12 protein-coding genes are annotated in these 12,635 nt (G+C 71.8%); 3 read left to right on the top strand and 9 right to left on the bottom strand.

All coding sequences use genetic code 11. The features are described 5' to 3' along the window. Positions 1-25: 25 nt before the first annotated feature. The 3 genes from M1D46_RS07450 to M1D46_RS07440 are packed head-to-tail and all read right to left on the bottom strand — an operon-like array spanning position 26 to position 2,021. On the bottom strand, positions 26-394 hold the full coding sequence (locus tag M1D46_RS07450; protein WP_421076003.1) for a hypothetical protein: 369 nt from the start codon (positions 392-394) through the stop codon (positions 26-28). Beyond that, entirely contained in the window at positions 391-1,311 is a 921-nt protein-coding gene (truB, locus tag M1D46_RS07445) for a tRNA pseudouridine(55) synthase TruB (RefSeq protein WP_421076004.1), read from the bottom strand. Before truB ends, M1D46_RS07450 begins: the two co-directional genes overlap by 4 nt. 41 nt (positions 1,312-1,352) lie before the next feature. After that, the gene (locus tag M1D46_RS07440; protein WP_421076005.1) at positions 1,353-2,021 is read right to left on the bottom strand and encodes a hypothetical protein; all 669 of its coding nucleotides are present in this window, start codon (positions 2,019-2,021) and stop codon (positions 1,353-1,355) included. A gap of 160 nt (positions 2,022-2,181) precedes the next feature. On the opposite strand from M1D46_RS07440, the gene M1D46_RS07435 reads away from it, so the two are divergent. Then, a complete protein-coding gene (locus M1D46_RS07435) occupies positions 2,182-3,054 on the top strand; it encodes an HhH-GPD family protein (RefSeq protein ID WP_421076006.1) in 873 nt (290 codons plus the stop codon). Positions 3,055-3,057: 3 nt separating this feature from the next. Here the strand turns inward: M1D46_RS07435 and rbfA are convergent, their stop codons facing one another. The 6 genes from rbfA to M1D46_RS07405 all read right to left on the bottom strand — a co-directional run bounded on the left by rbfA (position 3,058) and on the right by M1D46_RS07405 (position 11,123). After that, on the bottom strand, positions 3,058-3,501 hold the full coding sequence (rbfA, locus tag M1D46_RS07430; RefSeq protein WP_271174195.1) for a 30S ribosome-binding factor RbfA: 444 nt from the start codon (positions 3,499-3,501) through the stop codon (positions 3,058-3,060). Between the two features lie 74 nt (positions 3,502-3,575). Next, positions 3,576-6,350 carry a translation initiation factor IF-2 gene (infB, locus tag M1D46_RS07425; protein ID WP_310089089.1) on the bottom strand — a complete coding sequence of 925 codons (2,775 nt, stop codon included), beginning with the start codon at positions 6,348-6,350 and terminating at the stop codon, positions 3,576-3,578. A gap of 60 nt (positions 6,351-6,410) precedes the next feature. Continuing rightward, positions 6,411-6,650 (bottom strand): YlxR family protein, encoded by a 240-nt coding sequence (locus M1D46_RS07420; protein WP_456284865.1) that lies wholly within the window; start codon positions 6,648-6,650, stop codon positions 6,411-6,413. Positions 6,651-6,747: 97 nt separating this feature from the next. Then, positions 6,748-7,737, bottom strand: a complete 990-nt coding sequence (gene nusA / locus M1D46_RS07415) for a transcription termination factor NusA (RefSeq protein ID WP_324012002.1) — start codon at positions 7,735-7,737, stop codon at positions 6,748-6,750. Positions 7,738-7,843: 106 nt separating this feature from the next. After that, positions 7,844-9,316 (bottom strand): alanine/glycine:cation symporter family protein, encoded by a 1,473-nt coding sequence (locus M1D46_RS07410; RefSeq protein WP_456287048.1) that lies wholly within the window; start codon positions 9,314-9,316, stop codon positions 7,844-7,846. 52 nt (positions 9,317-9,368) lie between these two features. Then, a complete protein-coding gene (locus M1D46_RS07405) occupies positions 9,369-11,123 on the bottom strand; it encodes a proline--tRNA ligase (protein WP_456287047.1) in 1,755 nt (584 codons plus the stop codon). A 132-nt stretch (positions 11,124-11,255) separates the two neighbouring features. Here M1D46_RS07405 and M1D46_RS07400 point away from each other — a divergent pair, with 132 nt between their 5' ends. After that, positions 11,256-11,714, top strand: coding sequence for a carboxymuconolactone decarboxylase family protein (locus tag M1D46_RS07400; RefSeq protein WP_282978092.1), 459 nt, complete (start codon positions 11,256-11,258; stop codon positions 11,712-11,714). 5 nt (positions 11,715-11,719) lie between these two features. After that, entirely contained in the window at positions 11,720-12,610 is an 891-nt protein-coding gene (locus M1D46_RS07395) for a sigma-70 family RNA polymerase sigma factor (RefSeq protein ID WP_456287046.1), read from the top strand. Positions 12,611-12,635: the final 25 nt, after the last annotated feature.

The following is a 12,635-nucleotide window of genomic DNA, read 5'->3' as shown; positions in this document are numbered from 1 at the left end:
GCGCGCGGGCCGCGCGAGAGCGCGGTCAGGCCACCTGGATCGTCCAGATCACGTGCATGCGGTACACCATCACGGCGACGGCGAGCCCGAGCACCCCCATGACGACGACGCTCCAACGACTGCGGTCGATGAAGGCCCACACGACGCCCGCGACGGGAAGGAGCGCGGCCGACACGAGGTAGGTCCAGAACTCGAGCAGGTCGCCCGTGGGCGGGTTGCCTGCGAGCGGCGCGATGATCGCGATGACGATCTGCACGACGAGGAGCACCTGCACGAGAGCCATGGCGCCCACGGAGAGGTCGCTCGGGCGCCGTCCGGCGAGTCCGAGGATGACGCACAGCGCGCCCGCGAGGCTCGCGACGGCGACCTGCGCGATCGTGAACCACGCGATCATGCGGCGCCTCCCTGAGGCTCCGGCATGTTCATGGCGCTCTTGAGGGCGGATCCGCGCTTCTCGACGATCCCGATGAGCGCGCCATCCGGACCGATGGCGGCAGCGAGAGCGCCGGGGACGCGTGCGGCCGCGCCGGCGAGCCGCTTGCCGTGGCGCAGGTCTCGCGCCTCGTCGACGGTCGCGTCGAAGCGGCCGAGGACGCTGGCGGCCACGTCGGCGGGCGGAAGGAGGGGCGCGTCGGCGAGCCGGTCGTCGACCGCGGCCGCGTCCGCGACGTCGAACGGCCCGACGTGCGTGCGACGCAGCGCGGTGAGGTGCCCGCCAACTCCGAGCGCGACGCCGAGGTCGCGCGCGAGGGCGCGGATGTACGTTCCCGACGAGCAGTCCACGGCGACGTCGAGATCGATCGCCCCCTCGGATCGGCGCACGGCGTCGATCTCGAAGCGCGAGATCGTGACCTCGCGCGCCGCGAGCTCGACCTCCTCGCCCGCCCGCACCCGGTCGTACGCCCGGCGTCCGTCGACCTTGATCGCGGACACCGCGCTCGGCACCTGCGAGATCGGGCCGGTCAGCGCGGCGACGCCGCGTGCGATGTCCGCGTCCGCGACGGCAGCGAGGGTCTCCGGCGAGACGGATGCGGTGACGTCGCCCTCGGCGTCGTCCGTCGTCGTGGACTGCCCGAGCCGGATGGTCGCGGTATAGGTCTTGTCGAGGCCCACGAGATACGTCAGCAGGCGCGTCGACCCCTCGATCCCGAGGACGAGGAGCCCCGTCGCCATCGGGTCGAGCGTTCCGGCGTGGCCGATCCTCCGGGTTCCGAAGGCGCGCCGTGAGCGCGCGACCACGTCATGGCTCGTCAGGCCTCCCGGTTTGTCGACGAGCAGGATGCCTCCGGCCTGGGGAACGCGTGACGCCATCCCTCCAGCGTATTGCGTCTGCCGAGTGCCCCGCGGACGGGTCAGGCGCAGGCCTCGTACGCAGGGGTCTCGAGCGTCGTGACCGCCACCCGGGTCGCCCCGTCCTGTCCGTCCGCGTACTGGAAGAACACGGATCCGTCCGACGCGTCGTCGTCGTCGATCCGCAGGAACGAGATGCCCTCGATCGGCGAGTCGACCTCGACGGCGTCGGGGTGCACCGCGAGGACGTCCTCGCGCGTCGCGCCCACACCGAGGCCGTCCTCGGTCCGCGGGCCGATCCCCGACCGGTCGCTCAGCGACTCGACGGTCGCGGCGATGACGGGGCCGGCGCCCTCGGCGTCGCGCTGGAACGACACGAGGTACGTGCCGTCGGGTGCGCTCCAGTACGCGACCCACGCGCAGCTGTCGTCGTTCACCCAGTCGCCGGGGAGCGACGCCACGACCTCGTCGAAGTCGTCGCCGAGCTCGATCGGGCCGAGCTCGCCGTCCTCGATCTCCCACGTGGCGGGGTCAGCCGGGTCCTCGGCGTCCTGCCCGGGCGTCGTGGGGGTGGGCGGCGGCGTGCTCGGCGTCTGCGAGGGCGACGCGCTCTCGCTCGGCGAGGGCGACGTCGGCTCCGCGGTGTCGGCCGGATCTCCCTCCGAAGCGCAGCCGGCCATCGCGAGCGCCAGCACCCCGGTCAGAGCGATTCCCGCTCGGATGCGCATCATGATGATCTCCTCTCAGCTGCCCCTCTTCGACGGTAGTGCCCGGATCGGCGGGGTCGGTAACGGTTAGGACGCCGTCCGATAACGCTTCGGTCGCGCCCCGATGCGAAGCACCTGAACGGGTGCGCACGGAGCGCGGATGAGCGCGTCATAGGCTGAGACGATGCCCACCCTCGACCTCGCCGACAGGCTCGTGCCGTGGTTCCGCGCGCACGCGCGCGATCTGCCGTGGCGCCGCCCGGGATACGGGGCCTGGGGCACGCTCGTGAGCGAGTTCATGCTCCAGCAGACCCCGGTCGCGCGCGTGATCCCGCACCTCGAGGCATGGCTCGAGCGCTGGCCGACGCCGACCGCGCTCGCCGACGACGCTCCGGCCGAGGCGGTGCGGCAGTGGGCGAACCTCGGCTACCCGCGCCGCGCACTCTGGCTGCACCGCGCCGCGGTCGAGATCCGCGACCGCCACGAGGGCGTCGTCCCGCGTGACGTGGACGCGCTCCTCGCGCTCACGGGCATCGGGGACTACACGGCGCGGGCCGTCGCGGTCTTCGCGTACGGCGACCGCCATCCCGTCGTCGACACGAACACCCGGCGCGTCATCGCGCGCGCCGTGGACGGCCGCGCGCAGCCGGGTCCTCCCCACCGCCGCGACCTCGAGGCGATGACCGCGCTCCTGCCGGAGACCCCGGCCGAGGCAGCGGCGATGAACGCCGCGGCGATGGAGCTCGGTCAGGTCGTGTGCACGGCGCGCGCCCCGCGATGCGACGAGTGCCCGGTCCGCGCGTCGTGCGCGTGGCTGGCGGCGGGGCGGCCCGAGACGCCGGACACGCGGCGACGGCAGGCCCGGTACGAGGGCAGCGACCGTCAGGCCCGCGGCGCCGTGCTGCGCCGGCTCCGCGAGGCCGGCCCGGATGGCGCCCCGCAGGACGCCGTGATCGCGGAATGGCCCGACCGCGCTCAGCGCGACCGGGCCATCCTCTCGCTGCTGTCCGACGGACTCGTCGAGACCGACGGAGAGCTGCTGCGCCTGCCTCGGTGAGGCTCAGGCGTCGTCTTCGTCCGCCGTCTCACGCGGCTTGACGTAGGGGTCCTCCCCCGCCGCCCACTGCGCGCCAGCGGCGAGCCCGGCGACCGCCTCGTCGCGCTCGCGCGCCTCGCGCAGGAGCGCGGTGAGGTGGTCGGCCGTCTCCGGCAGCGCGTCGGGGATGAACTCGAGCGACGGCGTGAGCCGCGTGTTGAGCTGCTTCCCGACCTCGCGGCGGAGCATGCCGGTGGCGGCTTTGAGGGCCGCGCCGCTCGCGACGCGCTCCTCGTCGGAGCCGTACACCGTGTAGAAGACCGACGCGTGCTGCAGGTCACCCGACACGCGCACGTCCGTGATCGTCACGAAGCCGAGCCGCGGATCGCGCAGGCCCTTCTCGAGGCGCTCGGCGAGGATGACGCGGATGCGATCCGCGAGCCGCGCCTGACGTTCCTGTCCGGCCATGTTGTCCTCCTTGGATGAGACGGCCCTGCCGAGCGGCCAAAGCCGCCCGACAGGGCCGGTGGGTGAGATCCGCGTCAGCCGCGCGGCTTCTCGACCATCTCGGTCGTCTCGATCTCGTCGCCGACCTGGATGTCGTTGTACTTGCCGAGGCCGATGCCCGCCTCGAAGTCCGTGCGGACCTCGGTGACGTCGTCCTTGAAGCGGCGCAGCGACTCGATCGCCAGGCCGTCCGCGATGACCACGCCCTCGCGGATGACGCGCGCCTTGGCGTTGCGCGTGATCGTGCCGGAGCGGACGATGACACCCGCGATGTTGCCGAACTTGGAGGAGCGGAAGACCTCGCGGATCTCCGCGACGCCCGACTGGACCTCCTCGTACTCCGGCTTGAGCATGCCCTTGAGCGACTGCTCGACATCGTCGATCGCGTTGTAGATGACCGAGTAGAACCGGACGTCCACGCCCTCGCGAGCCGCGGCCTCGCGGGCCTTGGCGTCGGGGCGGACGTTGAAGCCGATCACGATCGCGTTGTCGATCGTGGCCAGGTTGACGTCGGACTCCGTGATCGCGCCGACACCGCGGTGGATGATCCGCAGCTGGACGCTCTCGTCGACCTCGATCTTGAGCAGCGACTCCTCCAGCGCCTCGACGGCACCGGCGACGTCGCCCTTGATGATGAGGTTGAGCGACTCGACCTTGCCCTCTTCGAGCGCACGCGTGAACTCCTCGAGCGACATGCGCTTGCGGGCCTTGGCCAGCTGGGCGTTGCGCTCGACGGCCTCGCGCTTCTCGGCGATCTGACGCGCCGTGCGGTCGTCGTCCGTGACGATGAAGGTGTCGCCGGCCCGGGGAACCGAGCTGAGACCCTGCACCTGCACGGGCCGCGAGGGAGCGGCCTCGGTGACGGCGTCGCCGTTCTCGTCGATCATCGCGCGGACGCGGCCGTACGCCGTGCCGGCGACGATCGGGTCGCCGACGCGCAGCGTCCCCGCCTGGACGAGCACGGTCGCCACCGAGCCGCGGCCCTTGTCGAGCTTCGCCTCGATCGCGACACCGCGCGCCGCCTTGTTCGGGTTCGCACGCAGGTCGAGACCCGCGTCCGCCGTGAGGAGGACGGCGTCCAGGAGGTCCTGGATGCCGATGTTCTGACGCGCGGAGACGTCGACGAACATGACGTCGCCGCCGTACTCCTCAGCCACGAGGCCGTACTCGGTCAGCTGCTGGCGCACCTTGGCCGGGTTCGCCTCGGGCTTGTCGACCTTGTTGACCGCGACGACGATCGGCACGCCGGCCGCCTGCGCGTGGTTCAGGGCCTCGACCGTCTGCGGCATGATGCCGTCGTCGGCCGCGACCACGAGGATCGCGATGTCGGTCACCTCGGCACCGCGGGCGCGCATGGCCGTGAAGGCCTCGTGACCCGGGGTGTCGATGAAGGTGATCGCGCGCTCGAAGCCCTCGTGCTCGGTCCACACCTGGTACGCGCCGATGTGCTGCGTGATGCCGCCGGCCTCGCCCGCGACGACGTTCGTCTTGCGGATGGCGTCGAGCAGTCGCGTCTTTCCGTGGTCGACGTGACCCATGACCGTGACCACCGGGGGACGGATCTCGAGGTCGGCGTCGTCTTCCTCGAGCTCCTCCTTCTCGAGGTCGAGGCCGAAGCCCTCGAGGAGCTCCTTGTCCTCGTCCTCGGGCGAGACGATCTGGATCTTGTAGCCGAGCTCGGAGCCCAGCACCTCGAACGTGGCCTCGTCGAGCGACTCGGTCGCGGTCGCCATCTCACCGAGGTGGAACAGCACCGTGACGAGGTTGCCCGGCTGGACGCTCATGCCGGTGATCGACTCGATCTTGTCGGCGAAGTCGGAGATCGATGCGCCGCGGCGCATCCGGATGACGGTGTTGCCGTCGCCGCGCGGGACCTTGACGCCGCCGACGATCGGCGCCTCCCGCATCTCGAACTCTTGACGCTTCGCCCGACGCGACTTGCGCTGCTTGGACTTGCCGCCGCCCTTGCCGAATGCGCCGGCCGTGCCGCCGCGACCGCGGCCGCCGGGGCCGGGGCGGCCGGCGAAGCCGCCGCCGGGTGCGCCGCCGGGACGGAAGCCGCCGCCGGCACCGGGGCCGCCGGGACGACCCGCGCCGCCCGGACGCTGCTGGAACGGAGCACCGGGACGACCGGCGCCGCCACCGGGACGACCGGGGCGCGGCGCGCCGGGGCGCGGTGCACCCGGGCGCGGAGCCTGCGGCTTCGGCGGGCGGGGGATGTTGCCGGGCGTCGGGCGCTGGCCCATGCCCTGCGCCGATGCGAACGGGTTGTTGCCGGGACGCGGACCGCCCGGGCGCTTGCCCATGCCCTGCTGCGACGCGAACGGGTTGTTGCCGGGACGCGGGCCGCCGGGACGGGGCCCGGGGGTCGGTGCGCCGGGCGCCGCGGGAGCGGCGGCCTCGGGCTTCGGCGCGGCGGGCGCCTCGGCAGCGGCCGGCTTCTCGGCCTGCGGGGCCGCGGGAGCCGGCTTGGCAGCGGGCTTCGCGGGTGCGGGCTTCGGTGCAGCGGGCGCCTCGGCGGCCGGCTTCTCGGCCGGACGCGCGGGACCGGGCTTGGGTGCGCCGGGGCGCGGCGCGCCGGGGCGCGCGGGTGCGGGCTTGCGGGCCGCGGGCTTCGCGTCGGCGGGGGCGTCCGCGGGCTTCGCGGCGGCCTCCGACTCGAGCGCGGCGCGCAGCTTGCGCGCGACGGGCGGTTCGACCGTCGACGACGGGCTCTTCACGAACTCGCCGAGCTCCTTGAGCTTCGCGAGCGCGACCTTGCTGTCGACGCCCAGCTCCGCGGCGATCTCATGTACGCGTGGTTTTGCCACAATTCTCCTGTCTGGGGCGGCCTGCCCCGGACAGGGCAGACCTCTAAAGGCGGACGGGTCTCATTTCGAGCCGTTCACTTGATTTCCATAGCTGCTCAGCCATTTCTCGAAGGTCTGCGTGTCGAGCGGGCCCGGCACGCGCAGTGCTCGTACGAAGGCGCGGCGTGTGAGTGCGGTTCCGATGCACTCGGGCGTCGGATGGACCCACGCCCCCCGGCCCGGCATGACAGCGCGCTCATCGGGGACGAGCTCGGAATCGATGACGACCACCCTGAGAAGGGCGGCTCGGGGAGCGCGCATGCGACAGGCGACGCACGTCCGTACGGGTTCCATCCTACACCTCGGCATCGCGGATGGCCGTCGCGCGTGTCGCGACGGCCCTTTCGATCGGGCCGGCTCAGCCCTGCTCGAGGATGCTGTCGGGCTGGATGTCGATCTTGGCGCCCGTGAGCTTGGCGGCGAGACGGGCGTTCTGCCCCTCCTTGCCGATCGCGAGCGACAGCTGGTAGTCGGGCACGAGCGCGCGAACGGCCTTCGTCGTCGCGTCGAGCACGAAGCTGCTCGTCACCTTGGCGGGAGACAGCGCGTTCGCGACGAACTTCGGGAGGTCGTCATCGTGGTCGACGATGTCGATCTTCTCCCCGCTGAGCTCCTCCGTGACGGCGCGGACGCGGCGGCCCAGCTCGCCGATGCAGGCGCCCTTCGCGTTGATCGACGGGTCGTTCGCGCGCACGGCGATCTTCGTGCGGTGCCCCGCCTCGCGGGCGAGCGAGGTGATCTCGACGAGCCCGTTCGCGATCTCGGGGACCTCGAGCGCGAAGAGCTTGCGGACGAGACCGGGGTGCGTGCGCGACACGGTGATCTGCGGGCCCTTGAGGCCCTTCGCGACGCTCGTGACGTAGACGCGCAGGCGGGATCCGTGCGAGTACTCCTCGCCGGGCACCTGCTCCTCGGGCGGCAGGATGGCCTCGACCGTGCCGAGGTCGACGTGGATCATGCGCGGGTTGGGCCCCTGCTGCACGACGCCCGCGACGATGTCGCCCTCCTTGCCGCGGAACTCGCCGAGCACGGCGTCGTCGGCCAGGTCGCGCAGGCGCTGGCTGATGACCTGCTTGGCCGCGTAGGCGGCGATGCGGCCGAAGTCCTCGGGAGTCGTCTCCTCCTCGCCGATGATCGCGCCCTCCTCATCCCGCACGGGGACGAGGATCGCGACGTGGCCGGTCTTGCGGTCGAGGTGCGCGCGTGCGCCCTCGGGGATCTCGCCGCTCTGGGAGACGTGCTTGCCGTATGCCGTGAGGACGGCCTGCTCGATGATCCGAACGAGTTCGTCGAACGGGATCTCCTTCTCGCGCTCGACCGTTCGCAGCAATCCGAGATCGATATCCACAGCGTCCTCCGTATTCAGCTCTCATCGGCACACGTCTCGCCGACATCTCCGCAACGATACCGGATCGAGCCGCGCCCACGCTGGGAGCGGGCCGCGGGCGCGCGCCTCAGCGCCTGCGGCCGACCACCCGGATCGGGCCGGTCACGCTCTCCGCGTTCTCCCAGCACTCGATGCCCTGCACGTCGGGCATGAGGTCGCGCGTGAACACCGGATCGGCACCTGCTCGGCGCTGCTGCGAGTAGTCCTTGAGCAGTCGGAAGACGAGACCCGACAGCAGCGCGACCGCGACGAGGTTGATCACGGCCATGACGCCCATGATCGCGTCCGCGAGCGTCCAGACGAAGCTCGCGGCGGCGACCGACCCCGCGAGCACCGCGAGCACGACGAGCGCCCGGAACGTCGTGAGCACCGCGGGCTTCGTCGAGATGAACTCCATGCTCGCCTCGCCGTAGTAGTAGTTCCCGATGATCGAGCTGAACGCGAGCATGAACACGACGACCGCCAGGGCGATCGTGGCCCAACCCCCGAGCGACGAGGTCAGCGCGTGCTCGGTGAGCTCGATGCCCGACATCCCGCCCTTCTCGATCGGGACCGCGACGAGGACCGTGAACGCGGTGATCGAGCACACGATCATGGTGTCGAAGTAGACGCCGAGCGACTGCACGAAGCCCTGCTTCGCGGGGTGCGTGACGGCGGCGGCGGCGCCCGCGTTGGGCGCCGAGCCGAGGCCGGCCTCGTTCGAGAACATGCCGCGCTTGACGCCGGTGAGGATGATCTGGCCCAGCGTCGCGCCGAGAATCTGGTTGAACCCGAACGCCTGCGTGAAGATCGACGCGAACGCGGCGGGGAGCTGGTCGATGTGCACGATGACGACCGCGAGGCCCAGGAGCAGGTAGGCGAGCGCCATGACGGGGACGAGCCCCTGCGTCACGCTCGCGATCCGGCGCACGCCGCCGAACACGATGACGCCCGTGAGCGCCGCCGTGAGGATGCCGACGACCCAGAGCAGCCAGGTGCCCTCGGCCCCGGAGAGCTGCGTGATGGCGGACGACATCGTGAGCGCGATCGTGTTCGCCTGCAGAGCCGAGAAGGCGAACGGGAAGCAGAAGATGAGGATGACCGCGAACGCGACGCCCATCCAGCGGGCACGCAGTCCCTTGGCCATGTAGTACGCGGGGCCGCCGCGGAAGCCGTCCTTGTCGCGCACCTTGAACAGCTGCGCGAGCGTCGACTCGGCGAAGGCGGAGGCGGCGCCGATCGTCGCCATGAGCCACATCCAGAAGACCGCGCCGGGCCCGCCGACCGCGATCGCGGTCGCGACGCCCGCGATGTTTCCCGTGCCGACGCGCGAGGCCGCCGAGATGGTGAACGCCTGGAACGAGGACACCGACTGCGGGCGGCCGTCGTCGTCGAGCGGGGTCTTGTCCGCAAGGGTCCGGATCATCTCCGGCAGCATGCGGATCTGCACCGCGCCCGAGCGCACCGTGATGTACACGCCGAGGAGCGCCACGATCGGCAGCACGATCCAGGTCCAGAACTGGTCGCCGACAGATGCGATGAGCGCTTCGAGGTCTTCCATGCGCGTCAGTATGTCGTCTCGCCCGCCCGCGGGCCAAACGCCGTGCGGCGCGTCAGGCGGTCAGGCGCGCCACGGCGTCGGCGAACGCGACCACCTCGCGGTCGCCCGTCCGACGGTCCCACAGCTCGACCATCCCGTCGGCCGCACCGCGCCCGACGACGACGAGCTTCGGCACGCCGATGAGCTCGGCGTCGCCGAACTTGACCCCCGGCGACACCTTCGGACGGTCGTCGTAGAGCACGTCGAGGCGGGCCGACTCGAGGTCGGCGACGAGCCGCTCGGCGAGCGCGAACGCCTCGTCTCCCTTGCCCGTGGCCACGATGTGCACGTCGAACGGCGCGACCGACTCGGGCCAGATGAGGCCCCTGTCGTCGTGCGAGAGCTCGGCGATGATCGCGAGGATGCGCGTGACGCCGATGCCGTACGAGCCCATCGTGACGGTCACGAGCTTGCCGTTCTCGTCGAGCACCTTGAGGCCGAGCGCCTCCGCGTACTTCCGGCCGAGCTGGAAGACGTGGCCGATCTCCATGCCGCGCGCGAGCGTCACGGGGCCCGAGCCATCCGGAGCGGGGTCTCCGTCGCGCACGGTCGCCGCCTCGACGAAGCCGTCGGCCGTGAAGTCGCGCCCGGCGACGAGCCCGTGCACGTGGCGGTCGGCCTGGTTCGCGCCCGTGATCCAGCGCGTGCCGTCGACGACGCGGGGGTCGAGGAGATAGCGGATGCCCGTGGCCGACTCCTCGCCGAGGATGGGCCCGGTCGCGCTCCAGGGTCCGATGAACCCGCGGACGAGAAGCGGGTTCGCCTCGAAGTCGGCGTCCGTCGCTGGCTCGACCTCGGCGGGCGCGAAGGCGACCTCGACGCGCTTGTCGTCGATGTCGCGGTCGCCGGGGATGCCCACCACGACGAGCTCGCGCGTGCCGTCCAGATGGGTGAGCGCGAGCACGACGTTCTTGAGCGTGTCGGCCGCGGTCCACTCCCCCTCGAGCACGTCGTTCGCGTGCGCGACGAGGGTCTGGATAGTCGTCGTGCCGGGCGAGTCGAAGACGACGGGCTCGGGGAGGCCGTCGAACGGGACGGGCTCGGGCGCCGTCGTCGTGTACGCCTCGACGTTGGCCGCGTAGCCGCCCTCGCTGCGGACGAAGGTGTCCTCGCCGACGGGCGTCGGGTGGAGGAACTCCTCGGAGCGCGAGCCGCCCATCGCCCCGGCGTCGGCCTGCACGATCGCGTACTCGAGTCCGAGGCGCTGGAAGATGCGCTCGTACGCGTCGCGCTGCGCCTGGTACGAGCGGTCGAGGCCCTCGTCGGTGTGGTCGAACGAGTACGCGTCCTTCATCGTGAACTCGCGTCCGCGCAGGAGGCCGGCGCGCGGCCGAGCCTCGTCGCGGTACTTGTCCTGGATCTGGTAGATCGTGAGCGGAAGGTCCTTGTACGACGAGTAGAGGTCCTTGACGAGGAGCGTGAACGCCTCCTCGTGCGTCGGCGCGAGGAGGTAGTCGCCGCCCTTGCGGTCCTGCAGACGGAAGAGGAGGTCGCCGTACTCGTCCCAGCGGCCCGTGGCCTGATAGGGCTCACGCGGCATGAGCGCCGGGAAGTGCACCTCCTGCGCGCCAGCCGCCGTCATCTCCTCGCGGATGATCTGCTCGATCCGCGCCTTCACCCGCAGGCCGAGCGGGAGCCACGCGAAGATGCCGGCCGCCTGACGGCGGATGTAGCCGGCCCTGACGAGCAGGCGGTGGCTCGCGACCTCTGCCTCGGCAGGGTCTTCTCGGAGCGTGCGGACGAAGAGTTGCGACAGACGGGTGACCACGAGCGACAAGTCTAGGCCCGCGTCCTCGCCGCTCCGACACGCCGGCGGCGCCCCTGTCACACTTCGCGCACGCGCTCCGACGGTATGGATGGACGGCCATCCGCCGTCGACAACGACCGGAGGAGGACGCCCATGACGCGCATCGCGATCGCGAAGACCAACAAGCTCGGCTATGCCGCGGTGATCGGCCTCGAGGGCTATGTGCGCTCGACCGTGGACGCCGAGCTCTACGAGCTCATCAAGCTGCGGGCATCCGTCCTGAACGGATGCGGATTCTGCGTGGACATGCACGCGACCGACGGCGCCCGGCGCGGGATCTCGCAGCGCAGGCTGCACGCGGTCGCCGCATGGCGTCATGCGCGCTCCCTGTTCGACGAGCGCGAGACGGCGGTGCTCGCCCTCACCGACGCCGTCACCCGCCTCGGACCCGACGGGGTCGACGACGAGGTCTGGGATGCCGCGGCGCGGCACTTCGACGACGGGCAGCTCGGTGCCATCGTGCTGGCGATCGCGACGATCAACGTCTGGAACCGGATCGCGATCGCGACCGAGATGGAGCCGCCGGTGGACGCCGCCCACCCCGTAGCCTGAGCATCGTGGAGGCCTTGTCGTCGCGCTCGGCGGCCGCTCTCGCCTGGCGCGAGGAGCGCGACCGCCTCATCGGCATCGCGTATCGGATGCTCGGGGACTTCGGCCACGCGGAGGACGTGGTCTCCGAGGTGGCGCTCGAGGCCGTCCGCGCCGAGCGGGGCGCGCCCGTACGGTCGTGGCCCGCATGGCTCACCACGACGTGCGTGCGGCGTTCGATCGACCGACTGCGGCAGCTGGCGGCGGAGCGGGAGGAGTACCCCGGCCCGTGGCTCCCCGAGCCGGTCGCGGTCGACCGGCTTCCCGAGGACGTCGTCGCCGATCGCGAGATGCTCTCGCTCACGGTGCTGCACCTCGCCGAGCAGCTCTCGCCCGAGGCGCGCGCGGCCGTCGTGCTCCACCGGGCGTTCGGGATGAGCGCGGTCGAGATCGGACGCGTGCTCGAGCGCTCGCCGGCGGCCGTGCGTCAGCTCATCTCCCGCGGCGAGCGCCGGCTCCAGCTCGACGGAGATCGCGCCGCGTCGCCGCCCCCTCCCTCGCGTGAGGCGCTCGCCCGCGTCGTCGAGGCCATCGAGGGCGGCGACGTCGCGGCCGTGGTGGCGTCGCTCGCCGACGACGCCATCCTGTGGGCGGACGGCGGAGGACGCGTCCGCAGCGCTCTCAACCCCGTCTTCGGCCCGCGTCGCATCGCCCGCTTCCTGGCGGGCATCCTCGGCAAGGCGATCGCAGCGGGCGTGCGGCCCCGCGTCGCGCACACGGAGGTCAACGGAGAGCCCGGGCTGTCGCTCGCGATCGGGGCGGAGGTCGACGTCATCGCGTTCGAGTTCGACGCGAGCGGCGCCATCCGCGGCATCCGCCGGGTGTCGAACCCCGAGAAGCTCACGCGCGTGCTCGCCTGACTCGCGCGCGGCGGGCGCACCCCTA

It is taken from the genome of Microbacterium sp. JZ70, from assembly GCF_053903225.1.
This window is presented reverse-complemented; position numbering and strand designations above follow the sequence as displayed.

Coding starts and splice junctions, on each gene's coding strand:
- M1D46_RS07450 (WP_421076003.1), bottom strand. CDS start 394: ATGATCGCGTGGTTCACGATCGCGCAGGTCGCCGTCGCGAGCCTCGCG.
- truB (WP_421076004.1), bottom strand. CDS start 1,311: ATGGCGTCACGCGTTCCCCAGGCCGGAGGCATCCTGCTCGTCGACAAA.
- M1D46_RS07440 (WP_421076005.1), bottom strand. CDS start 2,021: ATGATGCGCATCCGAGCGGGAATCGCTCTGACCGGGGTGCTGGCGCTC.
- M1D46_RS07435 (WP_421076006.1), top strand. CDS start 2,182: ATGCCCACCCTCGACCTCGCCGACAGGCTCGTGCCGTGGTTCCGCGCG.
- rbfA (WP_271174195.1), bottom strand. CDS start 3,501: ATGGCCGGACAGGAACGTCAGGCGCGGCTCGCGGATCGCATCCGCGTC.
- M1D46_RS07420 (WP_456284865.1), bottom strand. CDS start 6,650: ATGCGCGCTCCCCGAGCCGCCCTTCTCAGGGTGGTCGTCATCGATTCC.
- M1D46_RS07410 (WP_456287048.1), bottom strand. CDS start 9,316: ATGGAAGACCTCGAAGCGCTCATCGCATCTGTCGGCGACCAGTTCTGG.
- M1D46_RS07400 (WP_282978092.1), top strand. CDS start 11,256: ATGACGCGCATCGCGATCGCGAAGACCAACAAGCTCGGCTATGCCGCG.